This is a genomic window from Aeromicrobium sp. 50.2.37, assembly GCF_024655735.1.
GTDB lineage: Bacteria > Actinomycetota > Actinomycetes > Propionibacteriales > Nocardioidaceae > Aeromicrobium.
This window is the reverse complement of record NZ_JANLGG010000008.1, coordinates 35,862-59,941: the sequence shown is the minus strand read 5'-3', so window position 1 is coordinate 59,941 and position 24,080 is coordinate 35,862. Positions and strand designations below refer to the sequence as shown.

The window sequence follows — 24,080 nt, the reverse complement described above, 5'->3', positions numbered from 1 at the left end:
CCGACCCCGGACCCATCCGCCGGTCGAGGCCCTTTCGGAGAACGACCCGCCTCGCAGCCACAGCGACGCAGCCGCACGGCACGACCCAGCCGGAGCAGCGCAGCCGCAGGTCGAGGCCCAACCGGAGCAGCGCAGCCGCAGGTCGACGACCCGGCCGGAGCAGCGCAGCCGCAGGCCGAAGCCCAACCAGAGCAGGGCAGCACCACCCGAGCACCCAGCCGAGGCCGCGCCGCGCGGGCACCGGAGAGTTCATCTGGGCGTTGCACGCACACCCGCGTGTCGCCACGCCCGGGGGCGGGGGCGGACGTACGTTGCGAGGGTGTTGATGCTCGCCCCGGAGCCCAGCCGCCCCACCCCCACCGAGTAGGGAAGGGCCGGCGCAGGGGCGCGCGGGTTCTTCGCAGGGAGTCAGACATGACTGTCAAGAAGAGCGTGTCCGCCGCGAACGAGTCGGCCGAGGTCGACCCCGACGTCCGCACCTACGTCCTCGACACCAGCGTCCTGCTGGCCGACCCCGGTGCGGTCACCCGCTTCCACGAGCACGAGGTCGTCATCCCCGTCGTCGTGATCACCGAGCTCGAGGGCAAGCGGCACCACCCCGAGCTCGGCTACTTCGCCCGGACGGCCCTGCGCTTCCTCGACGACCTGCGCGTCGAGCACGGCATGCTCGACGTCCCCCTGCCGATCGGGGACGAAGGCGGCAGCATCCGGGTGGAGCTCAACCACACCAACCCCGAGGCGCTGCCCGCCGGCTTCCGGCTCGGCGACAACGACACCCGCATCCTCGCCGTGGCGAAGAACCTGGCCGACGAGGGCCGTGACGTCACCCTCGTGTCCAAGGACCTGCCGATGCGCGTCAAGGCCTCGGCCGTGGGGCTGGCGGCCGAGGAGTACCGCGCCGAGCTGGCGCTGGAGTCCGGGTGGACCGGCATGCGCGAGATCGAGGTCGACGCCGTCGACCTCGACACGCTCTACGAGGACGGCAGCCTCGACGTGGCGCTGCTCGACGACGAGACCGTCCGCGACCTGCCCTGCCACACCGGGCTCGTCCTGCTCTCGGACAAGGGCAGCGGACTCGGCCGGGTGACGGCGGACAAGCGCGTGCAGCTGATCCGGGGCGACCGCGACGCCTTCGGCCTGCACGGCCGCTCGGCCGAGCAGCGGATCGCGCTCGACCTGCTCCTCGACCCCGACATCGGCATCGTCTCGCTCGGGGGCCGCGCCGGCACCGGCAAGTCGGCGCTGGCGATCTGCGCCGGCCTCGAGGCCACGATGGAGCGTCGCCAGCACAAGAAGGTCGTCGTCTTCCGTCCGCTCTATGCCGTCGGCGGCCAGGAGCTCGGCTACCTGCCCGGCAGCTCCGACGAGAAGATGGGCCCCTGGGCGCAGGCGGTCTTCGACACCCTGGGCGCGGTCGCGTCACCGCACGTCGTCGACGAGATCGTCGACCGCGGCATGCTCGAGGTGCTGCCCCTGACCCACATCCGCGGACGCTCGCTGCACGACGCGTTCGTCATCGTCGACGAGGCGCAGTCGCTCGAGCGCAACGTGCTGCTCACGGTGCTCTCGCGCATCGGCGCCAACTCCAAGGTGGTGCTCACCCACGACGTCGCCCAGCGCGACAACCTGCGGGTCGGCCGGCACGACGGCGTGGTGGCCGTCGTCGAGAAGCTGAAGGGGCACCCCCTGTTCGCCCACGTCACGCTGACCCGTTCGGAGCGGTCGCCGGTCGCGGCGCTCGTCACCGAGATGCTGGAGGACGTGGGCGTCTGAGCGACGCCGACCGGGTCGTCCGACGGCCTGGTCGCGAGGGGCGTGCCGCGCGGTCGAACACCGTCCGGCACGCCCCCTGCTGTGGCAGAGTGACCCCGTGACGAGGAGGGGAGTGTCCGCGGCGTTCATTGCTGCCGTGATGCTGCTCGTCGCCGCCTGCGCCGGCCCTGCGGAGGAGCCCGGGCCGACGACGCTGAGCTGGTACGTCGGGCCCGAGCGCGCCGACGTCGAGTCCCTCGCGGAGTCGTGCTCCGACGCCTCGGGCGGGCGGTACCGCATCGAGGTCGAGCGACTTCCCGACGACGTCGAGGATCGGCACGCCGAGCTGGTGCGACGGCTGCTGGCCCGCGACGACTCGATCGACCTGTTCAGCATGGACATGGCCTGGAGCGCCGAGCTGGCCGCCGCGCAGGTGCTCGCCCCGGTGCCCGAGGACCTCAAGCAGCCCTTCGCCCAGGACGTGGTGCCCGCCGCGCTCGAGGCCACCACGGTCGACGGCCTACTGGTGGCCGCACCGTGGACGTTCGACCCGTGGCTGCTGTGGTGGCGGGGCAACGCCGCCGAGCGGGCCGGGCTCGACACCACCAAGCCGATCACCTGGGACGACCTGCTCTCAGGTGCGGAGCTGAGCGGCCGTCAGGTGCTCGTGGACGACCCCGACGGAGAGGGTCTCGCCGCGTGGGTCAACGCCCTCGTCGTCGGTGCCGGCGGCACGCTGCTGGAGGGCGAGGGCCGCTCGCCCGACGTCGGGCTCGACTCCGCCGCGGGGCAGGAGGCCGCCGGCATCGTCGAGTACCTCGCGGAGGCCCGCCTCGGCGGCGACCCGACCGCCGACGCCGGTGCGGGCCTGGCCCGACGCGGCGGGTTCGTCGTGGCGCCCAGCTCGTTCGTCTCCGACCCCGACGTCGCCACCGTGGCGGGCGACCTGCAGTGGGCGCCGTACCCGCAGGTGGCCGACACGCCGGCGGCCCCTGCCACGGGGGCGGCGCTCGCCGTGCCGCTCTACGCCCCGAGCACGTCGCTCTCGTACGAGGCCGTCTCCTGCCTGACGTCGGCCGACTCTCTCGCGGCCCTCATGACCGGCTCCGGACACAGCGCGGCGCGCGCCACCACCTACGACGCGCAGGACGTGGTGGCCGGCTACCCGCTGGCCGACGTGACCCGACCCGCCCTCGAGACGGCGCTGGCGCTGCCACAGACGCCGTACTGGATGCGGGTCAGGGCGGCGCTCGAGAAGACCTGGACGCCGCTGTCGGCGGTCGGGTCCTCCACGCCGGACCTCTCGCAGAAGGCCGTGCGGTCCGCCGTCGCGGGAGGTCTGCCGTGAGCACCGACCGTCCCGGCCCCGACGTGCCCGACACCGACGTGCCCGACGCCGAGCAGCCCCACGGGACCGACGGGCCCGACCCGGCGAGGCCGCAGGCGGGCCCGGCCGACCACGCCGACGCCGAGCTCGTCGACGACGCGATCGAGCCCGAGGGCCACGACCTCGAGCCGATCGGGGCGCCGCCCACCCGCCGTCGCCGTCGTCGACGCCAGGGCGCCGTGCCGCCCGGCCGTCGACGCTCCGGCTGGCCGATGCTCGCGCCGTCGCTCGTGGTGCTGCTGGGCCTGACGCTGTGGCCGCTCGGCCTCGCGGTCTGGTCGTCGCTGCGGCGCTCCTCCCTGACGGTCCCGGACGACACGTTCGTGGGGCTCGACAACCTGACCGGGCTCCTCGGTGACCGCCAGTGGTGGGTCGCCGTGTCGGTCACCCTGCTGCTCGTGGCGTCCGCCGTCCTGCTGCAGCTGCTGCTCGGCTCGATCCTCGCCGCCGCCGTCCGACGGCTCGCCGTCCCGGCTGCGGTCGTGGCCGTCCTCCTGCTCGTCCCGTTCGCGATGCTGCCCGTGCTGTCGGCGACGATCTGGCGAGACGCGCTGACCACCGGTGTCGGACCGGCATGGTTCGGCTACGACGGCGGCGCCACCGCGGCGTCGGCGCTGGCCGTGGTGGGCTCGGAGGTGTGGCGGGGGACCGGCATCACGGCGCTCATCCTGCTGGTCGGCCTCGCTCGCGTGGACCTCGCGCTGCTCGACTCCGCGATCGCCGACGGCGCGACCTGGTGGCAGCGGCTGCGTCGGGTCACGTGGCCCGCGGCCGGTCCGGCCGTGGCCGTCGCGGTGCTCTACCGCTCCCTCGACGCCCTGCGCGCCCTCGAGGGCCCGCTGCTGGCCGACCCGCGGGACGGGTTGCGCACCGTGCCGGTGCTGCTGTGGGACACCACCTTCGGGGCGTTCGAGGTCGGGCTCGCGTCGGCGATCGCCGTCCTGCTCCTGCTGCTGGCCGCTCTCGTGGCCGGTGCCCTCGTCGCCGTCCTCCGGCCCGGGAGGAACGCATGAGACCCACCGTCCGCTCGCGACTCTGGGCCGCCGGCACCGCCTTCGTGGCGGGCTTCGTCATCGCCAACGTCGGGATCCTGCTCATCACCGGGGCCGACCGCTGGCTGTGGCTCGCCACGGCGGTGGTGCTCATGATCACCGGCGCCGTCGGCGTGCTCGTGGCCGACACCGGCCGGCGACTCTCCCTGTGGGCGGTCCTCGGCTTCGAGCTGTTCGTCGTGGCCACGCTCGCGCCGCTGTGGTGGGCGTTCGCGGTCGCACTCACCCCCGCCGACACGACGGCCGACTCGCTCCTGCCGGCCGACCCCCGGTGGTCGGTGTTCAGCGACGTGCTGGGGGCGGGCGTCCTGCGCGACGCTGCGCTCACCAGCGTCGGCGCCGCCACCGCCGCCACCGCGGTGGCCATGCTGTTCGCCGTCCCGGCCGCCTACGCCCTCACCCGACGTCGGGTGCGGGGAGGCCGCGCCGTGGTGGTGTCCTTCGTGGCGGTGCTGCTGGCGCCTCTCGTCGCCCTCGCCGGACCGTGGTCCGTGACGGCCGGCGACCTGGGTGTGCTCGGCTCGCGCTGGAGCGTGGCGCCCGTCCTGCTGCTCGTGGCGCTGCCGCTGGCGGTCTGGCTGAGCATCCCCGTGCTGCGGGACGCGCCGTGGTCGCTGCGCGACTCGATCCGCAGCGACGGCGCCACCCGGCGCCAGGAGCTGCGCGCCTTCGTGGTGCCGGTGCTCGCGCCCGACCTGCTCGTCGTCGCGGCCCTCGTGTGGGTGGTCGCGGCGCAGGACGCCGTCCTGGGGGCGGCGCTCGGCCCCACCGACGACTCCCGCACGCTGCCGGCGACGCTGCTGCTCGGCTCGGTCGAGCCGTCCCAGGCCGCCGCCATCGGGCTGCTGTGGCTGCTGCCCGTGCTCGCCCTCGTCGCGATCGCACCCCGTCGCGTCCGTCGTCTGATCGGAAGGGACCACCGATGACCTCCATGGAGCTGCGAGGCGTCCACCTGGACGCCCCCGACGGGACGACCGTGCTCGACGGGGTCGACCTCGTCGTCCCCGAGGGCAGCACGACGGTGCTGTGCGGGCCGGCCGGTGCCGGGAAGTCGGCCGTCCTGCGGGTCCTGGTGGGCCTGGAGGAGCACACGGAGGGCGACGTGCTCCTCGACGACATCGTCGTCAACGCGGTCGGCCCCCGGGCCCGCGACCTCGCCCTGGTGCTGCAGGACTACGTGCTGCACCCTCACCTCGACGTGCACGACAACCTGGCCTTCGCGACCCGGCTGCGACGCGGTCACGACAAGGTCGAGCTGGCCGAGCGGATCGACGAGGTGGCGGCCTTCCTGGCGCTGGACTCCCTGCTCGACGCGAAGCCGGCCGATCTGGAGCCGGCCCAGCGCCAGCGGGTGGCGATCGGCCGGGCGCTCGTGCGCGACGCCCTCGGCTACCTGTTCGACGACCCGTTCAGCGCCCAGGCCGACCGCGTGCGCACGCACGTGCGGTCGGTGACCACCCAGTGGCAGCGCGACGAGCAGCGCACGTCGCTGTTCACCACCTCGCGCGCCGACGAGGCTCTGACCATGGCCGACCGCGTGGCCGTCATGCACCGCGGCACCGTCCACCAGACCGGCACGCCGGACGAGGTGTACGCCGATCCCGACGACCTCTTCGTGGCCGCGTTCCTCGGGCAGCCGCCCATGAACCTGCTGCCGGCCACCGTCGGCGACACGCACGTGGCGACTCCCGTGACCTCCCTGCCGCTCGACGACGCCCTGCGGGCTGCGATCGGCGAGCGCACGACCGTCATCGTCGGCATCCGGCCCGAGCACTGCCAGGAGCCCTCGACCGATCCCGCCCCCGCCGCGGCGTCGGCGGGCGAGCCCCTCACGGCCGGCGCCATCGCCGCGCAGGCCGAGGCGGGTCGACAGGTGACGGTGGCCGGTCGCGTCGACGACGCGGAGTGGCGTGGCGGCACCCAGCTCGTGTACGTGGGCTACGACCTCGACGAGGACGTCGAGGTGATGCTCGAGGAGATCGAGGACCGGCTCGACTTCGACCTGTTCCAGAACTTCTTCGTGGCCGAGCTGCCCTCGACCGACCGCCGTTCCGCCGGCCAGGACGTGCAGTTCGTGGTGCCGCGCGAGCGCGTGCTGCTGTTCGACGTCGAGACCGGCGCGCGGCTCCGTACGCCGTGACCGGCCACGACGTCGGCCGGCGGGAGCCGTCGCTCGACGGACCGGACGCCTCGGCGACGCCCGACGGCGGGGGTGGCGCGGTGCGCGGACCCTCGTCGGGCGGCTGGGTGCTGCCGGTCCTGTGGGCCCTCGGGTGCACCGCGGCCTACGCCGCCCTCTCCCTGCTGCGGTTCCGCCGGTTCGAGCCGACGTCGTGGGACAACGCCATCTTCGAGCAGGCGGTGCGGGGCTACGCCGGGCTCGGCTGGCCGATCGTCGACATCAAGGGACCGGGCTTCAACATCCTGGGCGACCACTTCTCGCCCATCACCGTGCTGCTGGCGCCCGTCTACGCGGTCGTCCCGGCGGCGCAGACCTTGCTCGTGGCGCAGGCGGTGCTGCTCGGCGTCTCGGTGCTGGTGGTCGGCAGGCTGGCGTCGCGCCACGTCGGGCCGTGGGCCGCAGGTGCCCTCACCGTGGCCTACGGGCTGTCCTTCGGCGTGTCCGCGGCGGTCAGGTCGGACTTCCACGAGGTCGCGTTCGGGGCTCCGCTCCTGGCGCTCGCGGGAGCGGCCTACGTGGACCGTCGGTGGCGGGCCGTGGTCGGGTGGTCGCTGCCGCTCCTGCTCGTCAAGGAGGACATGGGGGCCACGGTCCTCATGATCGGCCTCGTGCTGATGCTGGCGGGGGAGCGCCGTCGCGGCACGCTCCTCGCGGCCGTGGGCGTGGTGGGTGCGGCCCTCGTGGTGCTCGTGGTGCTGCCGTCGGTGAACCCCGGCGGCGTGTACGACTACGCGTCCAGCGTCGGCGGCGACCGTGGCGTGCTCGCCACGCTGCTCGACGAGCCGGGCAGGAAGCTGTGGACCGTGGTGCTCACGCTCGCGGTCACCGGCTTCGCGGCGCTCGGGTCGCCGTGGGTGCTGCTGGTGCTGCCCACGTTCGCGTGGCGCTTCCTCGGCGACAACCCGTTCTACTGGGGCACCGACTGGCACTACTCGCTGCTGCTCATGACCGTCGTCGTCGTCGCGGCGATCGACACGATGCGTCGGATCCCCGTCGCTCGATGGCTCGCCGTGCCGGCTCTTGCGTTCACGGCGGTGATGCTGCCGTCGACGGCCCTGTGGGCGCTCACCGAGCCGCAGACGTACGAGGTCCCGCCCCGGGCCGAGGTGGCCCAGCAGGTCGTCGACCTGGTGCCCGAGGGCGCCTCGGTAGTGACCGACATCGGCCTCATCACCCACCTCGCGACCGACCGCGACGTGTACTGGCTGGGCACGGTCGGGAACGGCGCGATGCCCACCGGCGACCCGCAGTACGTGCTGCTCGACCAGCTGGCCGGCGTCGGCTCGCCGCCGGACGCCCGGGCCTACGCCGAGGAGACCTTCGGCGGCTCCTGGGTGACGGTCTGGGACGCCGACGGCTACCAGCTGGCCCGACGCGACTGACGCCCACCGTTCGCGGAGAGGCCCTGACTGACAGGTCCGGAGAGTGCGCGGCATCGGTGGTCGAGCAGCGCTGGCCGCGAGGTACGAGCGTGCCCCGTGCGTATCGAGACCACGGCGAATGGTTCGTGGGGGCCGGTGCCGGGTGGTCTCGACACGTCCGGTCGAGCTCCTTCGTCGCCGTCCGGACTACTCGACCACCGGTGTGGGCTCGGTGATCAAGCAGCTGCTCGGCCAGCGGTCCTCGACTCGACGCCGGGGGGAGCGTCAGGGGTGGGTCATGCTCATGACGTCGAGGGCGGCGTCGAGGTCGGGCTCGGAGAGGTCGCCACGCTCGACGTAGCCCTCCTCGAGCACGACCTCGCGGATCGTCTTGCGCTCCTTGACCGCCTTCTTGGCCACGGCCGCAGCGTTCTCGTAGCCGATGTGGCGGTTGAGGGGCGTGACCACCGAGGGGCTCGACTCGGCGAGCTCGAGGCACCGCTCGACGTTGGCCGTGATGCCGTCGACGCAGCGGTCGGCGAGGACCCGGGAGGTGTTGCCCAGCAGCCGGATCGACTCCAGGACGTTGCGGCCGATGACCGGCAGCTGCACGTTCAGCTCGAACGACCCCGACGCACCCGCGTACGTGATGGTCGCGTCGTTGCCGATGACCTGCGCGCACACCATGAGCGTGGCCTCGGGCAGCACCGGGTTCACCTTGCCGGGCATGATGCTCGACCCGGGCTGCAGGTCCGGCAGGTTGATCTCGCCGAGACCCGTGCGGGGTCCGGATCCCATCCAGCGCAGGTCGTTGCAGATCTTGGTGAGGCTGACGGCGACGGTGCGCAGCGCCCCGGACAGCTCGACGATCCCGTCCCGGGCGCCCTGGGCCTCGAAGTGGTCGGTGGCCTCGGTGATCGGCAGGCCCGTGTCGGCCGCGAGCAGCTCGATGACCCGCTGCGGGAACCCGACCGGGGTGTTGATGCCGGTGCCGACGGCGGTGCCGCCGAGGGGAACCTCGGCGGCCGACGGCAGGGCGCGCTCGATGCGGGCGATGCCCTTGCGCACCTGGGCCGCATACCCGGCGAACTCCTGGCCGAGGGTCACGGGGGTGGCGTCCATCAGGTGCGTGCGGCCGGACTTCACGACCTCGGCGAACTCGTCGGCCTTGCGCTCGAGCGACTGCGCGAGGTGGTCGAGGTCGGGCAGCAGCTCGTTCGCGACCGACGCGGTGGCCGCCACGTGGATCGAGGTCGGGAAGACGTCGTTGCTGGACTGCGACGCGTTGACGTGGTCGTTCGGGTGCACGTCCTTCCCGAGGGAGCGCGTGGCGAGGGTGGCGATGACCTCGTTGGTGTTCATGTTGCTCGACGTGCCCGACCCGGTCTGGAACACGTCGATCGGGAACTGGCCGTCGTGGGCGCCGGTGGCGACCTCGGCCGCGGCGGCGACGATCGCCTCGGCGACGTCGGCGTCGAGGATGCCCAGCTCGGCGTTGGCCTTCGCGCAGGCGCCCTTGATCTGGGCCAGGGCCTTGATCTGGGCGGGCTCGATGGGCGTGCCGGAGATCGGGAAGTTCTCGACGGCGCGCTGCGTCTGGGCTCGCCAGAGGGCGTCGGCGGGCACCTTCACCTCGCCCATGGTGTCGTGCTCGATGCGCCAGGTCGTGTCGGTCTCGGTCATGCCTCCACGCTAGCGCGGACCCGCGCAGGGGCTACTCGGCCGAGCGGACCCGCAGCCCGGAGACCGGGACGGTCACGGTGCCGGACGGGTCGGTGAAGAAGTCGTTGCCCTTGTCGTCGACGACGATGAACGCCGGGAAGTCCTCGACCTCGATCTTCCAGACCGCCTCCATGCCCAGCTCGGGGTACTCCAGCACCTCCTGGCTGCGGATGCAGTCCTGGGCCAGACGGGCGGCCGGGCCACCGATGGAGCCCAGGTAGAAGCCGCCGAACGCGTCGCACGCCTCGGTGACCTGCTTGCTGCGGTTGCCCTTGGCGAGCATGACCAGGGAGCCACCGGCCTCCTGGAAGCGGCGCACGTAGGAGTCCATGCGGCCGGCCGTCGTCGGACCGAACGACCCGGACGCCATGCCCTCGGGCGTCTTGGCCGGTCCGGCGTAGTAGACGGGGTGGTCCTTCAGGTACTGCGGCATCGGCTTCCCGGCGTCGAGCAGCTCGGCGATCTTGGCGTGCGCGATGTCGCGGGCCACGACGAGCGGACCGGTGAGCGACAGCCGCGTCTTGACCGGGTACTGCGACAGCTGGGCGCGGATCTCGTCCATCGGTCGGGTGAGGTCGACCTGCACGACCTCGCCGCCGCTGATGTCCTCGGCCACGCCCGCGTCGGGCATGTACTGCGCCGGATCGGTCTCGAGCTGCTCGAGGAACACGCCCTCGGGGGTGATCTTGGCGCGGGCCTGGCGGTCGGCCGAGCAGGAGACGGCGATCGCCACGGGACAGGAGGCGCCGTGGCGCGGCAGCCGCACGACGCGGACGTCGTGGCAGAAGTACTTGCCGCCGAACTGGGCGCCGATGCCGAACGACTGCGTCAGCTCGAAGACCTGCTGCTCCAGCTCGACGTCGCGGAACCCGTGCGCGCTCATCGAGCCCTCGGTGGGCAGCTCGTCGAGGTAGTGCGCCGACGCGTACTTGGCGGTCTTGAGCGCGAACTCCGCCGACGTGCCGCCGATGACGACCGCCAGGTGGTACGGCGGGCAGGCCGCGGTGCCGAGGCTCTTGATCTTCTCGTCGAGGAACTCCAGCAGCCGCGTGGGGTTCAGGATCGCCTTCGTCTCCTGGTACAGGAACGACTTGTTGGCCGACCCTCCGCCCTTGGCCATGAACAGGAACGAGTACTCGGGGGTGGGCTTGGTGCCCGGCGTGGAGTACAGCTCGATCTGCGCCGGCAGGTTGGTGCCGGTGTTCTTCTCCTCGTACGTGGTGAGGGGAGCGAGCTGGCTGTACCGCAGGTTGAGCGTCGTGTAGGCGTCGTGCACGCCCCGGCTGATGGCCTCGGCGTCGTCGGCGCCGGTGAGGACGCCCTCGGACTTCTTGCCCATGACGATCGCGGTGCCGGTGTCCTGGCACATGGGCAGCACGCCGCCGGCGGAGATGTTGACGTTCTTCAGCAGGTCGAGCGCCACGAACCGGTCGTTGCCGGAGGCCTCCGGGTCGTCGATGATGCGCCGCAGCTGGGCGAGGTGCGCGGGCCGCAGGTAGTGGCTGATGTCGTGCATCGCCTCCGCGGTGAGCCGGCGGATCGCCTCGGGCTCCACGTGCAGGAAGGTGCGGGTGCTGCCGTCCGGCAGGGTGACCTCGGACGTCGAGACACCCTCGGTCGTGACGAGGCGGTACGGCGTCTCGTCGGGCCCGGTCGGGAGCAGGTCGGTGTAGAGGAAGTCTGCGGCTGCCACGGGGCGACCATAGCGTTCCGGCTCAGCGGGCGTGGCCGGTGAGGACCCAGTAGTGCTCGGCGCGGCCCTGGAGGTCGACGGGCACGGCGACGGCGCGGACGTCGTCGAGCACCTCGCCGAGCCGCTCGCGCAGGGGCGCGGAGTCGGCCATCGACCACACGGCCAGCGTCCCGCCCGGCCTCAGTGCACGGGCGCACGTGCGCAGCCCGGTGGCGTCGTAGACGGCCGCATTGGCGTCGTGCACGAGAAAGTCCGGCCCGTTGTCGACGTCGAGGAGCACGGCGTCGAGCGACGCCGCGGGCTGGGCCGTGACGACGTCGAGCACGTCGCCGACCACCACGGTGCAGCGCGGGTCGTCGAGCACGTCGGGACCGGCGCCGGCACCGTCGCGCACCGCCCGGACCACGCCGTCGTGCAGCTCCGCCACCACCAGCCGCTCGACGCGTCGACCACCCTCGGCCGCGAGCAGCGCGCGGGCGGTGAACCCGAGTCCCAGGCCTCCGACGAGCACCTCGCGGGCTCCGGCGTCGAGCGCGTGCTCCGCGAGCACCCGCTCGGAGGAGGTCTCGACGTCGTCCATGACGAACACGCCGTTGACGCGCAGCTCCGTGGCACCGTCGGCCCGCGTCCGCACCACCACCTCGTCGTCCACGTCGGCCAGCCTAGGACGGTCGTCGCGGGCCGGGGTGTCGGTGGTCGGGGCTAGCGTCGCGGTCATGACGCACACCCACCACGGCATCGACTACGTCGAGCTCCCGGCCCCGGACCTGCAGGCGGCGAAGGCCTTCTACGGTGCGGCCTTCGGGTGGTCCTTCACGGACTACGGCCCGGCCGACGACCCCGCCTACGTCGGGATCCAGGCGCTCGACGGCGACGGTGAGGTCGGCGGACTCGACCCGTCCGGGACCCCGGGGACGAGCGGTCCGCTCGTGCAGATGTGGTCGGCCGACCTCGAGGCCACGCACCGCGCGGTCCTCGACGCCGGCGGCTCGGTGGTCGACGACATCTTCGCCTTCCCCGGGGGGCGGCGGTTCCACTTCACCGATCCCGCGGGCAACCAGCTCGGGGTGTGGAGCGAGTCCTAGGACGCGTCAGCGCCGGGACGACGCACGGTCGGCCGTGCGCACGACCGCGTCGATGATCGTGTCGTAGAGCTGGCTCGGCAGGTCGTGGGCCATGCCGGCGATCTCGAGGTGCTCCGAACCCTTGAGCGCGGCCGCCGTGGCGCGGCCGCCGGAGCGGTGCACGAGCGGGTCCTTCAGGCCGTGGATCACGGTCGCCGGCACGTCGAGCGCCTCGAGGTCCACGGTGCGGTCGGGCTGCGTGAGGATCGCCATGAGCTGGCGCGTGACACCGCCGGCCGACCAGCCGCGGTCGTACGTCTCGTAGGCGCGGTTGCGGGCGAACTCCTCGTCGGTCGGGAAGTCCGGCGACGAGATCATCGACGTGCCGCGCAGGGAGCGGGCCACGTACTCGTCGCGGGTGTGGCCGGCCTTGCTCAGCAGCGCCGGGAGGATCTTGGGGTTCTGGTAGCCGACGGTGCGCTTCCCGGTGGTCGACATGATCGACGTCAGCGACAGCACGCGGTCGGGCTCGGCCACGGCCATGGTCTGCACGATCATCCCGCCCATCGACACGCCCACGACGTGCGCGGCGTCGATGCCGAGGTGGTCGAGCAGGCCGAAGGCGTCGGTGGCCAGGTCGCCCATGGAGTACGGCGCCTTCGCCAGGCCCGCCACCGCCTTGAGGATGTCGATCCGGCTGACCCGGTGCTGGCGCAGCTTGGTGGAGCGGCCGGTGTCGCGGTTGTCGTAGCGGACCACGAAGTAGCCGCGGGCCACCAGGCGCTCGCAGAACTCGCTGTCCCACCAGCCCATCGGACCGCCCAGGCCCATGACGAGCAGGACGGGTGGATCGCCCGGGTCACCGAACGTCTCGAAGCAGAGGTCGATGCCCGAGGGCAGGTGCGCGAACTGTTCTCCAGAACCGGCCATGGACCCGATCGTACGGTTTCGGGACCAGCCGAGCGCGTGGAACCGTCGCGCGCCCGGACCGCCGGGCGGCCGGTCTAGGGTCGGTCCATGGCCACTCCGGAGGAGATCGTCGCGTTCGCCGAGGCCGAGCCGCCGCCCGGCGCAAGCCCCTGGGTCGGTGGTGCGGGACCGGGCCGCGAGGTGGCGGTCGTCGACCCGGACCCGACCTGGCCGGAGCAGGCGGCCGGCCTGGTCGCGACCGTGCGCGCGGCGCTCGGGCCGACCGCCGTGAGCCTCGAGCACGTGGGGTCCACGTCGGTGCCCGGGCTCCCGGCCAAACCGATCATCGACCTGCTCCTGGTGGTGCCCGATCCCGCCGACGAGGACGCCTACGTCCCGGCGCTGGAGCAGCAGGGCTTCGTCCTGACGGTGCGCGAGCCGTGGTGGTACGGGCACCGCCTGCTGCGCCACGGTCGGCCGCGCACCAACCTGCACCTGTTCGAGCGCGACTCGGCCGAGGCGGAGCGGATGCTGATGTTCCGCGACTGGCTGCGCAGCCACCCCGACGACCGAGAGCTGTACGCCACCGCCAAGCGGGTGGCAGCGACGGCCGCGGCCGAGGCGGGCGAGCACGTCATGCAGTACAACGCACGCAAGCAGACGGTGGTGCGGGAGATCTACGCGCGGATCTTCGCCGCCGCGGGCCTGCCCCGACCCCGCTGACGGCACCTCACGGGCGGCGGAAGAGCGCGGTGAGGAGGAACTCCTCGCCGAACAGCGCCGTCTCCGGGCCCTGGGCCATCATCGGCCGAGCCTCGACGGGCTCGAGGTCCTGGAAGATCCAGCGCAGCGACTCCGGCGTGAACGCCAGCCCGCCCTCGAGCCCGCCGCGCACGTACAGCTCGGCGTCCGGCACGCTCGTGCCCATCCGCCCGTCGGCGAAGCAGACGACGCCGAGGACACCGCCCGGCGCGATCACGCGGTCGAGCAGGCGCAGGTAGGCGATGCGTCGGTGCGGGGGCAGGTGGTGCAGGCATCCGGAGTCGTAGACGAGCTCGTACGGTCCCGTCAGGGCCGCGCCGGCCTCGCCGAGTGCGTCGCCGACGTGGAAGCGCGGTGCTGGTCTCTGGGCTGGCTCTCGGGCTGGCTCCTGGTCGGGTGCGTGCTCGCGGGCCCACGCGACGGCGGTCTGCGACAGGTCGATCCCGTCGACCTGGAAGCCGCGCGACGCCAGGTGGCGGGCGTTGCGCCCTGCGCCGCAGCCCAGGTCGAGCGCGCGGCCCGGAGGAACCAGCCCGGCGTCGAGCCAGGCGACCAGGTTCTCGTCGGGCTTGTCGACGAAGAACGGCACCGGGCGCGACCGGTCGGCGTAGAAGTCGTCCCACCAGGACCGGCCCGCCCCGTCGGACCACCGGTCGGCGGTCGACTCGAACAGGGTGTCCATGAGGGCCAGCACGTCGTCGACGCTGCGCACGTGGCGAGCGCGTCCCTCGTCAGACGTCTCCACGGATCCCCCGATCGTCGGCCACGCTGCGTTCGGCGCAGGCTCAGTGCTCGTAGTCGATCGACGAGTAGGCCTTGAGCTTCGTGAGCTGGTGCTCGCTGGTGATCTTGCGGATCGTGCCGCTGCGCGAGCGCATGACGATCGACTCGGTGAACGCCTTGCCGGCCGAGTAGCGCACGCCGGACAGCAGCTCGCCGTCGGTGATGCCGGTGGCCACGAAGAAGCAGTCGTCGGCGACGACGAGGTCGTCGGTGAGCAGCACACGGTCGAGGTCGTGGCCGGCGTCGATCGCACGCTGCCGCTCGTCGTCGTCGGTGGGGGCGAGGCGGCCCTGGATCACGCCGCCGATCGCCTTGATCGCGCACGCCGTGATGATGCCCTCGGGCGTGCCGCCGGTCCCGACGAGCAGGTCGACGCCGGAGTCGGGCTGCACGGCCACGATGGCCCCGGCGACGTCGCCGTCGCTGATGAACTTGATGCGCGCGCCCGCGTCGCGGATCTGCTGCGTGAGGTCGGCGTGGCGGGGTCGGTCGAGCACGCAGACCGTGACGTCGCTGTTGCTGATGCCCTTGGCCTTCGCCACGCGGGCGATGTTCTCGGCCACCGGCAGGCGGATGTCCACCGCGTCGGCGGCCTCGGGGCCCGCCACGAGCTTCTCCATGTAGAAGACCGCCGACGGGTCGTACATGGAGCCGCGGGGAGCGACGGCCATGACCGCGATGGCGTTGGGCATGCCCTTGGCGCACAGCGTGGTGCCGTCGATCGGGTCGACCGCGACGTCGCACTCCGGGCCCGTTCCGTCGCCGACGTGCTCGCCGTTGAACAGCATGGGGGCTTCGTCCTTCTCGCCCTCGCCGATGACGACGACACCGTCCATCGCGACGGTGTTGATGAGGCTCCGCATCGCGTTGACGGCCACGCCGTCGGCGCCGTTCTTGTCCCCGCGCCCGACCCACCGGCCGGCGGCCATGGCGCCGGCCTCCGTGACTCGGACGAGGTCCAGGGCGAGGTTGCGGTCCGGGGCTTGGGCGGCGGGCTGCAGGCTGTCCACGAGTGCACCCTACCGGCGACGGGCGTCGATCAGAGCCCGTGGACCTGGACCTCGCTCGCCTTGACCACCAGGTGGACGCGTCGGCCGGGCTCCAGTCGCAGCTCGGCGACGGCGTCGACGGTCACGTCGGCGCTCACGACGTCGGTCCGCACGAGCGCGCGACGGCCGCGCGGCTCGACCGCCGTGACGGTGGCGGGCCACACGTTGCGCGGGCTCCCGACGGGTGCGTCGAGGTGCACCGCGACCGCCGCCGGGTCGAGGACGGCCACGGCCGGGCTGCCGTCGGTCAGCGCGGCCGTGGCGGCGTGCACCACGAGCCCGTCGTCGCCGTGCAGGCCCGGGCCGGTCGCGGTCCCGCGCACCAGGTTGAGTCCGGCGAGGTCGGCGGCGAACCTGCTCCGTGGCTGCTCCAGGACGCGAGCCGTGGGGCCGACGTCGACCAGGCGACCGTCCTCGACGACCGCGAGCCGGTCCGTCAGCAGCAGGGCGTCGAGCACGTCGTGGGTGACCAGGACGGCCGTCCCGCCCTCCTGTCGACGTCGGCGAAGCACCTGCGCGAGCGCCGAGCGCAGCAGCGGAACGGTGCCCGCGTCGAGGGCGGCCATCGGCTCGTCCAGCAGGAGCAGACGCGGGTCGGGGGCCAGCGCCCTGGCCAGGGCGACCCGAGCGGCCTGCCCGCCTGACAGGGTGCCGGGCCGGCGGTCCGCCAGGTCCGCGCAGCCCAGCTCGCCGAGATGGTCGCGGGCGGTCTCCCGTGCCGCGGCCCTCGAGGCCCCCGCGCTGCGCGGCCCGAAGGCCACGTTGTCGAGGACGCTGAGGTGGGGGAACAGCAGCGGCTCCTGCGCCAGCAGGCCGACGCCGCGCTCGTGCGGGGCTCGCCACGTGCCGGAGGTGGTGTCGAGCAGCACCTCGCCGTCGACGACCACGCGTCCGTGGTGCGGACGCAGCGTGCCGGCGAGCGTGGCGAGCACGGTCGACTTCCCGGCACCGTTGGGCCCCACGAGGCCCAGGGTGGTGCCCGGCTGGACGTCGAGCTCGAGCGTGACGCCGCGGTCGGGGGCGTCGACGACCAGCTGCACGCTCACAGCGAGGACCCCCGTCCGCGGACCAGCGCGATCACGGCCACCGCCGCGACGACGAGCAGCAGCGACAGCGCGACGGCGGCGTCGGGATCGGTCTCGCGCTGCAGGTAGATCTCGAGCGGCAGGGTGCGCGTGACCCCCTGCAGGCTGCCGGCGAAGGTGATCGTGGCGCCGAACTCGCCCAGGGCACGGGCGAACGCCAGCACGGCGCCGGAGAGGAGGCCCGGGAGCACGAGAGGGACGCTGATCCGGCGCAGGACCGTGGTGGGGCGTGCCCCGAGCGTCGCGGCCACCACCTCGTAGCGGCGGCCCGCCGTGCGAAGGCTGCCCTCCAGGCTGATCACCAGGAACGGCAGGGCGACGAACGTCTGCGCCAGCACCACCGCGGTCGTGGAGAACGCCACCTGGATGCCCAGCACGTCCAACGACTCGCCGAGCAGTCCCCGCCGACCGAACGTGGCCAGCAGTGCGATGCCACCCACGACCGGCGGCAGCACCAGCGGCAGCAGGACGAGCGCGCGCAGGAGCGCTTGGCCGGGGAACCGGGCGCGCGCCAGGACGAAGGCCATGGGCACGCCCAGCACGACGCACAGCACCGTTGACACCGCCGCCGTCCGCAGGCTCAGCCAGAGGGCCGACCGCGCCGACTCCGACGTCAGCAACGACGGCAGGTCGGCCCACTCGACGCGGGCCAGCAGGGCCACGAGCGGCAGCACCACCAGGGCCGCGCCGGCCGCAGCGGGCACCCAGATCCAGCCGGGCAGGTCGCCGGAGGTGGGGGAGCGGTCCTCGCGGGCCCGGCCCGCCTCACACCGCCCCGCGGTGGCCTGCGCGGGAGTCGGTGTGGTCACGGCGGGCCGAAGCCGGCGTCGTCCAGCACCTTCTGACCCTCGTCGCTCGTGACCCACTCGATCCAGTCCTGGGCGAGCCCGGGCTGGCGGGCGTCCGCGAGCGCCGCGATCGGGTAGGTGTTGACCACGTCGTCGGCGCCGGGGACCTCGACGGTCTCGACGTCGTCGCCCGCGGCCTCGGCGTCCGTCACGTAGACCAGGCCCGCGTCGGCCTCGCCGGCCGCGACCTTGGCCAGCACGTCGGTCACCGACTGCTCCTCGCTGTCGGGAGCCAGCGTGACACCGGCCTTCTCCGCGAGCTTCTCGGACGCGGCGCCGCACGGCACCTGGGGCGCGCAGACCACGACGTCGAGGTCGGGGTTGCCCAGGTCGGCCAGCGAGGTGACGTCGCCCGGGTCGTCCGGAGGGGTCACGATGACGAGCGTGTTGGTGGCGAAGGCCTCCGGCTCGCCCTCCACGAGGTCCTCGTCGACCAGCGTCGTCATGTTCCTCTCGTCGGCCGAGGCGAACACGTCGGCGGGGGCACCCTCGGCGATCTGCGCGGCGAGGTCGGACGACCCGGCGAAGCTCAGCTCCACGGTGACGCCCTCGTTCTGCTCCTCGAAGCGGTCGGCGAGCTCGGTGAACGACCCCTTCAACGAGGCCGCCGCGAAGACGGTGAGCGTGCTGTCGACGTCGGCCCGGGGGTCCACGGCGTCGCTGTTGCCGCAGCCGGACAGGCCCAGGGCGAGGGCCGGGACGAGCAGGGCGAGACGCTTCACGGTGTGACCTCCAGCGAGACGTTGGTGGACTTGACGGTGGCCCAGGCGATGGCGCCGGGCTCCAGGCCGAGGGCGTCGACGGACTCGCGACTGACGAGGGAGACCACGCGGTAGGGCCCGCAGACGAGCTCGACCTGGGCCATCACGGTGTCGGCCGTGACCCGGGTGACGATGCCGCGCAGCCGGTTGCGCGCGCTCGTGTGCTCGGGTCCGTGGTCGGGGGTCGCCGCGTGGTCGGCGGCGAGCCTCGCGAGGTCCACGCCCTCGATGCCGGCCCGGCCGTCGACGTCGACCGGGTTGAACCGGCCCTGCTGCTGCCAGCGTCGTAGGGTGTCATCGCTGACGCCGACGAGCGCGGCGGCGTCGGAGAGCCTGTGCACGACCATGCCGGGCAGCCTAGCCGCACTCGCGGCCGAATACCGACGAACAAGCCGCAGGTGCGGCAGGAAAGAGCAGGGGAGGACGCATGGCCGGCTCCAGTCGGGGCAATCCCAAGCTGGGGGACATCCTCCGCTCCGTCGGAGTTCTCGGCGCAGCCCTGCTGTTGGTCTGGGCCGCGACGCAGTTCCTGTTCGGCAACACGCCCGACACCCCCGACGTGCCCGAGGTCGACTACGCCGCGGTGCTGCCCGGCGCCGAGCGCGAGACCGGGGCCGACCTGTTGGCGCCCACGTCGCTGCCGGAGGGCTGGAAGGTCACGTCGTCGCGGGTGCGCGACGGCGTGTGGAGCCTGGGGACGCTGACCGCCGACACCGACTTCATCGGCCTCACGCAGGCGCCCGAGGGCGAGGACGCCGCCGTCGACGAGTACGCCGAGGGCAGCGAGCGGGCGGACGACGTGCAGGTCGGTGGCCAGACCTGGACCCGCTGGACGTCACCGGGTGGCGAGACCACCTACTCGCGCGAGGTGGACGGCCCCGAGCAGCGCACCACCGCCGTCGTGACCAGCGACGTGGACCGCGAGACGCTCGAGCGCTACCTGGCCTCGCTCTCCTGAGCGGGAGGGGCGCCGGGTCAGGCCTCGTCGTCGTCGCCGTCGTGCCCGGCGGCGCGGTCCAGCCGGGCGCGGGCACCGTCGAGCCACCGCTGGCAGACGGCCGCCAGGTGCTCGCCGCGCTCCCACAGGGCCAGCGACTCCTCGAGGCCGACGCCACCGTTCTCGAGCCGCTGGACGACGCTGACCAGCTCGTCGCGCGCCTGCTCGTAGGAGAGCTCCTGCCCGTCAAGTTCCGTCTCGGGGGCGGGGTCAGTCGTCATGGCGGGTCTCCTCGGTGCGGTCGGTGGTGACGTGCGCGCTGCCGTCGGCCAGGCGCACGACGAAGGCGTCGGGCACGTCGTGGACCGACGTGAGCACGTGCCCGTCGGCGGTCTGGGCCACGGCGTAGCCGCGCTCGAGCGTGGCCAGGGGCGAGAGCGCCCTGACCCGCGCGAGGTGGTGGCCGACGGCGTCGCGCTCGCGATCGAGCCGGTGCCCGAGCGCCCGGTGGGTGCGTTCGCGCAGGTGCACCAGGGCGTCCTCCTGGGCATCGACGAGCGTGAGCGGCGCGGCGAGCACTGGGCGGGAGCGCAGCTGGGCCAGCGCGTGCGCCTCGTGCTCGACGAAGCCCGAGACGGCCCGGCGCAGGCGGGCGCGGGCACCGGCGAGCCGGTCGTTCTCCTCGGCGGCGTCGGGGACGACCCGCTTGGCGGCGTCGGTGGGAGTGGACGCGCGGACGTCGGCCACGAGGTCGAGCAGCGGGGTGTCCTGCTCGTGGCCGATGGCACTCACCACCGGCACGCGGCAGGCGTGGACGGTGCGCACCAGGGCCTCGTCGGAGAACGGCAGGAGGTCCTCGAGCGACCCGCCGCCGCGCGCGACCACGATGACGTCGACCTGCGACGCGAGCTCCTCGACGGCGGCGGCCACGGCACGGGCCGAGCCGCTGCCTTGCATGAGGGCGTGCCGGACCTCGAACGTCACCCCGGGCCAGCGCAGCCGGGCGTTCTCGAGCACGTCGCGCTCGGCGGCCGAGGCGCGACCGGTCACGAGCCCGACGGTGCCGGGCAGGAACGGCAGCGGCTTCTTGAGCCGGGCGTCGAACAGGCCCTCGGCAGCCAGCAGCTGCTTGCGGCGTTCGAGCTGGGCCAGCAGCTCGCCCTCGCCGGCGGGCCGGATCTCGCGGATCTGCAGCGTCAGCGACCCGTTGGGCTCGTAGAACTCCGGCTTGGCGTGCACGACCACCCGCGCGCCCTCGGTGACCGGGGCGGGGGACGCATCGAGCACCGAGGCGTGGCAGGTGGCCCGCACCGAGAGGGTGGCGCGCAGGTCGCGCAGGACGAGGAAGCAGATGCCGGGGCGACGGGTCAGCTGGGCGACCTCGGCCTCGACCCACACCGGCCCGAGCCGGCCGACCCACTGCCCGATGAGCGTGGAGACCTGGCGCAGCGGCGCGGGGGAGTCCGCGCTCGTGTCCAGGCCCATGGCCCACACCCTAGGAGGTCCCCCCGACGCGCCGTGCCACCCACGGCCTCCCCGTCCGGCTCCGTCGGAGGTAGGTGAGGCACCGAACGGGCCGTCAGAGGTAGGTGAGGCACCGAACGGGCCGCCCGGAGGTAGGTCTGGCACCTCATCGACCGCCGATGGGGTGCCAGACCTACCTCCCGGGCCGGAGGGAGGCGGCGGACGTCCTCGACGTCTGCCCCCGGTCGTTACGATGAGGTCATGACGACCAACGTGCACCTCGGCATGCCCCCCGTCGGCGGGAGCGTCCTGCTCGCCGACCCGCGCGGCTACTGTGCGGGCGTCGACCGCGCCGTCATCACGGTCGAGAAGGCGCTCGACCTCTACGGTGCGCCCGTGTACGTCCGCAAGCAGATCGTGCACAACAAGCACGTCGTCAACACGCTGGCCGACCGCGGCGCGATCTTCGTCGAGGAGCTCGACGAGGTGCCCGAGGGCGCCACCGTGGTGTTCTCCGCCCACGGCGTGTCGCCGATGGTGCACGCCGAGGCGGCCGAGCGGAGCCTCAAGACCATCGACGCCACCTGCCCGCTGGTCACCAAGGTGCACCACGAGGCCCGCCGCTTCGCCGCCGACGACTACCGCATCCTGCTCATCGGCCACGAGGGCCACGAGGAGGTCGAGGGCACCGCGGGCGAGGCCCCCGAGCACATCACGCTCGTGCAGAGCCCGGCCGACGTCGACGACCTCGAGTTCCCCGAGGGCACCAAGCTGTCGTGGCTGTCGCAGACCACCCTGAGCGTCGACGAGACCATGGAGACGGTGCGCCGGCTGCGCGAGAAGTTCCCGCAGCTGGAGGACCCGCCGTCCGACGACATCTGCTACGCCACGCAGAACCGTCAGGTCGCGGTCAAGGAGATCGCCAAGGACGCCGACCTGGTCATCGTCGTCGGCTCGTCGAACTCCTCGAACTCGGTCCGCCTCGTCGAGGTCGCGCTCGAGGCCGGCGCCAAGGCGTCGTACCGGATCGACGACATCAGCGAGATCGACGAGGCCTGGCTCGACGGCGTCGAGACCGTGGGCGTCACGTCCGGCGCCTCGGTGCCCGACGACCTCGTGCAGGACGTGCTGACGTACCTGGCCGAGCACGGCCACCCCGACGCCGCCGCCGTCCGCACCGCCGACGAGACCCTCACCTTCGCCCTCCCGCCCGAGCTGCGCAAGGACATGAAGGCCGCCGGCCTCGTCTGAGCGGTCCCACGATTCCCATCACTTGATGGGAATCGCCCACTTACCTCGGTGTTCCCTCCATGGTGAGTGGGGGAGAACCATGGTGAGTTCGTGATTCCCATCAGGTGATGGGAATCGCCAGCCCGGGCCGGCGCGCTCAGCGCCGCCGGTCGGGCTTGACGACCAGGGCGGTGCCGCCACCGCGGCGCTCGGGCTCGGCGACCGCGGTGAGCCGACCGCGCCGGTCCTGCTCGATCGCGGCGGCCGCGCCGATCTCGGCCTGCGAGGTGAAGGCATCACCCGACGGCGTGAGCTGCTGGCCGAACGGGGCGAGCAGCGAGCCGTACTGCTCGATGAACGCGGGCTCGGCGGGCGTCACCGCGACGTTGCGCTGCGATGCCCGCGGCGCGGCCACGGCCTGGGGCAGGGTCATGCCGAGGTCGATCCGGTTCACCAGCACCTGCAGCACGGTCGTGATGATGGTGGCGCCACCCGGCGAGCCGACGACGTACTTCACCCGGCCGCGGTCGAGCACGATCGTCGGCGACATCGACGACCGAGGACGCTTGCCCGGCTCGATGCGGTTGGGGTCCTTCGGGTCGTAGACGGCCGTGAAGTCGGTCAGCTCGTTGTTGAGCAGGAAGCCGCGGCCGGGCACGGTGATGCCCGACCCGCCGGTCTGCTCGATCGTGAGCGTGTACGAGGCGGCGTTGCCCCACCGGTCGACGACGGACAGGTGCGTGGTGGAGATGTTCTCGGTGTCGGGCTTCTCCTCGTTGGCCACGGTCTCGCAGCCCTTGCCGTCCAGCGCGCCGGCGGCGACGGGGCGGGTCGACGCCTTCGTGGGGTCGATGGTGCAGGCCCGCGCGTCGGCGAAGCGCTGGCTGAGCAGCGTCGACGTCGGCACGCCCGGCACGTCGCCGACGTAGGCGGCGCGGTCGGCGAACACGCGGGCCGACGCCTCGAGGAACAGGTGCAGCGACGTGCCGAGGCGCTGGCCCCCACCGAGCCGGAACCCCTCGAGGACGTTGAGCGCCTCGCCCACCGCGATGCCACCGGAGGACGACGGCGCCATGCCGTACACGTCGAGACCGCGGTAGCGGGCCCGCGTCGGCGCCTGACGGTCCACGCGGTACCCGGCGAGGTCGCGCTCGGTCATGGAGCCCGCGGGTGCGGGCAGGTCGGAGGCAGGGTCCTTGGGGGGCGTCTGCACGGTGCGGGCGACGTCGCGGGCGAGCGCACCGGTGTAGAAGGCGCGCGGTCCCTTCGCCGCGAGGAGCGAGAGGGTGCGGGCGAGGTCGGGGTTGCGGAACGTGCTGCCGACCTTCGGTGCGTCGCCGCCCGGCAGGAACAGCTTCGCCGTGGCGGGGAAGGCCGCGAAGCGCTCGGCGTTGTCGAGCGTCTGGCTGCGGAACGTCTCGTCGACGCGGAACCCCCTCGAGGCCAGGGCGATGGACGGCGCCAAGGCCTTGCGCAACGACCACCTGCCGTGGTCGCGCAACGCCGCCTCCCAGGTGGCCGGGGTGCCGGGGACACCGACGGCGACGCCGGACGAGACGAGGTCGGGCGTGAATGGGTAGGGCTCGCCGGTCGCGGGGTCGATGAACGCGTCACGCGTGATGCCGGCCGGTGCGGTCTCGCGACCGTCGATCGTGGAGACCTTCTTGCGCTTGGCGTCGTAGTAGACGAAGTAGCCGCCGCCACCGATCCCGGCGCTGTAGGGCTCGGTGACGCCGAGCGCCGACGCGGTGGCCACGGCGGCGTCGGCCGCGTTGCCGCCACGCTTCAGCACCTCGAGGCCCACGCGGGACGCCTCGGCGTCGACGGACGACACGGCTCCGCCGGAGCCGACGGCGGTCGACGAGGCGGCGGGTGGTCGCGGGGCCGGCTTGCGGGCCTCGGCGGCCGACGTCGTGGCGACCAGCGCGGTGGTGGCCAGGCCGGCGGCGAGCAGGCCGGTGGTGAGGCGGACGGACGTGCGTGCGGTCATGGCGCGACCTGCTTCCCCCGAAGTCGGCCCTGGCTGGGCCGGGTCGCTC

The 24,080-nt window shown here is 73.2% G+C and carries 23 protein-coding genes; 10 read left to right on the top strand and 13 right to left on the bottom strand.

Annotated features, from left to right (window positions below; genetic code table 11):
- Nucleotides 1-414 precede the first annotated feature (414 nt).
- The 6 genes from NUV38_RS06160 to NUV38_RS06135 all read left to right on the top strand — a co-directional run bounded on the left by NUV38_RS06160 (nt 415) and on the right by NUV38_RS06135 (nt 7,755).
- Nucleotides 415-1,773, top strand: coding sequence for a PhoH family protein (locus NUV38_RS06160; RefSeq protein WP_257728274.1), 1,359 nt, complete (start codon nt 415-417; stop codon nt 1,771-1,773).
- A 97-nt stretch (nt 1,774-1,870) separates the two neighbouring features.
- Nucleotides 1,871-3,100, top strand: coding sequence for an extracellular solute-binding protein (locus NUV38_RS06155; RefSeq protein WP_257728273.1), 1,230 nt, complete (start codon nt 1,871-1,873; stop codon nt 3,098-3,100).
- Nucleotides 3,097-4,152 (top strand): carbohydrate ABC transporter permease, encoded by a 1,056-nt coding sequence (locus NUV38_RS06150; RefSeq protein ID WP_257728272.1) that lies wholly within the window; start codon nt 3,097-3,099, stop codon nt 4,150-4,152. The genes NUV38_RS06155 and NUV38_RS06150 overlap by 4 nt, the downstream gene beginning before the upstream one ends.
- On the top strand, nt 4,149-5,117 hold the full coding sequence (locus tag NUV38_RS06145; RefSeq protein ID WP_257728271.1) for a hypothetical protein: 969 nt from the start codon (nt 4,149-4,151) through the stop codon (nt 5,115-5,117). The genes NUV38_RS06150 and NUV38_RS06145 overlap by 4 nt, the downstream gene beginning before the upstream one ends.
- The gene (locus NUV38_RS06140; protein ID WP_257728270.1) at nt 5,114-6,331 is read left to right on the top strand and encodes an ABC transporter ATP-binding protein; all 1,218 of its coding nucleotides are present in this window, start codon (nt 5,114-5,116) and stop codon (nt 6,329-6,331) included. The genes NUV38_RS06145 and NUV38_RS06140 overlap by 4 nt, the downstream gene beginning before the upstream one ends.
- Nucleotides 6,328-7,755 carry a DUF2079 domain-containing protein gene (locus NUV38_RS06135; protein ID WP_257728269.1) on the top strand — a complete coding sequence of 476 codons (1,428 nt, stop codon included), beginning with the start codon at nt 6,328-6,330 and terminating at the stop codon, nt 7,753-7,755. Before NUV38_RS06140 ends, NUV38_RS06135 begins: the two co-directional genes overlap by 4 nt.
- Before the next feature lie 264 nt (nt 7,756-8,019).
- Here NUV38_RS06135 and NUV38_RS06130 read toward each other — a convergent pair whose 3' ends face one another.
- Genes NUV38_RS06130 through NUV38_RS06120 form a run of 3 tightly spaced genes read right to left on the bottom strand, consistent with a single transcriptional unit; the run spans nt 8,020 to nt 11,867 of the window.
- Nucleotides 8,020-9,417 (bottom strand): aspartate ammonia-lyase, encoded by a 1,398-nt coding sequence (locus NUV38_RS06130; RefSeq protein ID WP_257728268.1) that lies wholly within the window; start codon nt 9,415-9,417, stop codon nt 8,020-8,022.
- Nucleotides 9,418-9,448: 31 nt separating this feature from the next.
- On the bottom strand, nt 9,449-11,149 hold the full coding sequence (locus NUV38_RS06125; RefSeq protein ID WP_257728267.1) for a fumarate hydratase: 1,701 nt from the start codon (nt 11,147-11,149) through the stop codon (nt 9,449-9,451).
- A 22-nt stretch (nt 11,150-11,171) separates the two neighbouring features.
- Nucleotides 11,172-11,867, bottom strand: coding sequence for a hypothetical protein (locus NUV38_RS06120; RefSeq protein WP_257728266.1), 696 nt, complete (start codon nt 11,865-11,867; stop codon nt 11,172-11,174).
- Here NUV38_RS06120 and NUV38_RS06115 point away from each other — a divergent pair.
- Nucleotides 11,866-12,234, top strand: coding sequence for a VOC family protein (locus NUV38_RS06115; protein ID WP_257728265.1), 369 nt, complete (start codon nt 11,866-11,868; stop codon nt 12,232-12,234). The genes NUV38_RS06120 and NUV38_RS06115 overlap by 2 nt on opposite strands.
- A 6-nt stretch (nt 12,235-12,240) precedes the next feature.
- On the opposite strand, the gene NUV38_RS06110 is transcribed toward NUV38_RS06115, so the two are convergent.
- The gene (locus NUV38_RS06110; RefSeq protein WP_257728264.1) at nt 12,241-13,143 is read right to left on the bottom strand and encodes an alpha/beta fold hydrolase; all 903 of its coding nucleotides are present in this window, start codon (nt 13,141-13,143) and stop codon (nt 12,241-12,243) included.
- An 87-nt stretch (nt 13,144-13,230) separates the two neighbouring features.
- Between NUV38_RS06110 and NUV38_RS06105 the strand changes: the two genes are divergently transcribed.
- Entirely contained in the window at nt 13,231-13,845 is a 615-nt protein-coding gene (locus NUV38_RS06105; RefSeq protein WP_257728263.1) for a GrpB family protein, read from the top strand.
- Nucleotides 13,846-13,852: 7 nt separating this feature from the next.
- On the opposite strand, the gene NUV38_RS06100 is transcribed toward NUV38_RS06105, so the two are convergent.
- From NUV38_RS06100 to NUV38_RS06075, 6 genes are all read right to left on the bottom strand, one after another.
- Nucleotides 13,853-14,629 (bottom strand): class I SAM-dependent methyltransferase, encoded by a 777-nt coding sequence (locus NUV38_RS06100; RefSeq protein ID WP_257728262.1) that lies wholly within the window; start codon nt 14,627-14,629, stop codon nt 13,853-13,855.
- A gap of 40 nt (nt 14,630-14,669) precedes the next feature.
- Nucleotides 14,670-15,677, bottom strand: coding sequence for a class II fructose-bisphosphatase (gene glpX / locus NUV38_RS06095; protein WP_257728261.1), 1,008 nt, complete (start codon nt 15,675-15,677; stop codon nt 14,670-14,672).
- 29 nt (nt 15,678-15,706) lie between these two features.
- Entirely contained in the window at nt 15,707-16,762 is a 1,056-nt protein-coding gene (locus NUV38_RS06090) for a sulfate/molybdate ABC transporter ATP-binding protein (protein WP_257728260.1), read from the bottom strand.
- Nucleotides 16,759-17,523: an ABC transporter permease gene (locus NUV38_RS06085; protein ID WP_257728330.1), complete on the bottom strand. Its 765-nt coding sequence runs from the start codon at nt 17,521-17,523 to the stop codon at nt 16,759-16,761. Before NUV38_RS06085 ends, NUV38_RS06090 begins: the two co-directional genes overlap by 4 nt.
- 83 nt (nt 17,524-17,606) lie before the next feature.
- Nucleotides 17,607-18,371 (bottom strand): molybdate ABC transporter substrate-binding protein, encoded by a 765-nt coding sequence (gene modA, locus NUV38_RS06080; RefSeq protein ID WP_257728259.1) that lies wholly within the window; start codon nt 18,369-18,371, stop codon nt 17,607-17,609.
- Nucleotides 18,368-18,757 carry a molybdopterin-binding protein gene (locus NUV38_RS06075; protein WP_257728258.1) on the bottom strand — a complete coding sequence of 130 codons (390 nt, stop codon included), beginning with the start codon at nt 18,755-18,757 and terminating at the stop codon, nt 18,368-18,370. Before NUV38_RS06075 ends, modA begins: the two co-directional genes overlap by 4 nt.
- An 80-nt stretch (nt 18,758-18,837) precedes the next feature.
- Here NUV38_RS06075 and NUV38_RS06070 point away from each other — a divergent pair, with 80 nt between their 5' ends.
- Nucleotides 18,838-19,368 carry a DUF4245 domain-containing protein gene (locus tag NUV38_RS06070; protein WP_257728257.1) on the top strand — a complete coding sequence of 177 codons (531 nt, stop codon included), beginning with the start codon at nt 18,838-18,840 and terminating at the stop codon, nt 19,366-19,368.
- A gap of 17 nt (nt 19,369-19,385) precedes the next feature.
- Here NUV38_RS06070 and NUV38_RS06065 read toward each other — a convergent pair whose 3' ends face one another.
- Nucleotides 19,386-19,628, bottom strand: coding sequence for an exodeoxyribonuclease VII small subunit (locus NUV38_RS06065; protein WP_257728256.1), 243 nt, complete (start codon nt 19,626-19,628; stop codon nt 19,386-19,388).
- Nucleotides 19,618-20,832 carry an exodeoxyribonuclease VII large subunit gene (gene xseA, locus NUV38_RS06060; protein ID WP_257728255.1) on the bottom strand — a complete coding sequence of 405 codons (1,215 nt, stop codon included), beginning with the start codon at nt 20,830-20,832 and terminating at the stop codon, nt 19,618-19,620. Before xseA ends, NUV38_RS06065 begins: the two co-directional genes overlap by 11 nt.
- Before the next feature lie 240 nt (nt 20,833-21,072).
- On the opposite strand from xseA, the gene NUV38_RS06055 reads away from it, so the two are divergent.
- On the top strand, nt 21,073-22,062 hold the full coding sequence (locus NUV38_RS06055) for a 4-hydroxy-3-methylbut-2-enyl diphosphate reductase (RefSeq protein WP_257728254.1): 990 nt from the start codon (nt 21,073-21,075) through the stop codon (nt 22,060-22,062).
- A 136-nt stretch (nt 22,063-22,198) separates the two neighbouring features.
- On the opposite strand, the gene ggt is transcribed toward NUV38_RS06055, so the two are convergent.
- Nucleotides 22,199-24,031 carry a gamma-glutamyltransferase gene (gene ggt, locus NUV38_RS06050; RefSeq protein ID WP_257728253.1) on the bottom strand — a complete coding sequence of 611 codons (1,833 nt, stop codon included), beginning with the start codon at nt 24,029-24,031 and terminating at the stop codon, nt 22,199-22,201.
- Between the last annotated feature and the right edge of the window lie 49 nt (nt 24,032-24,080).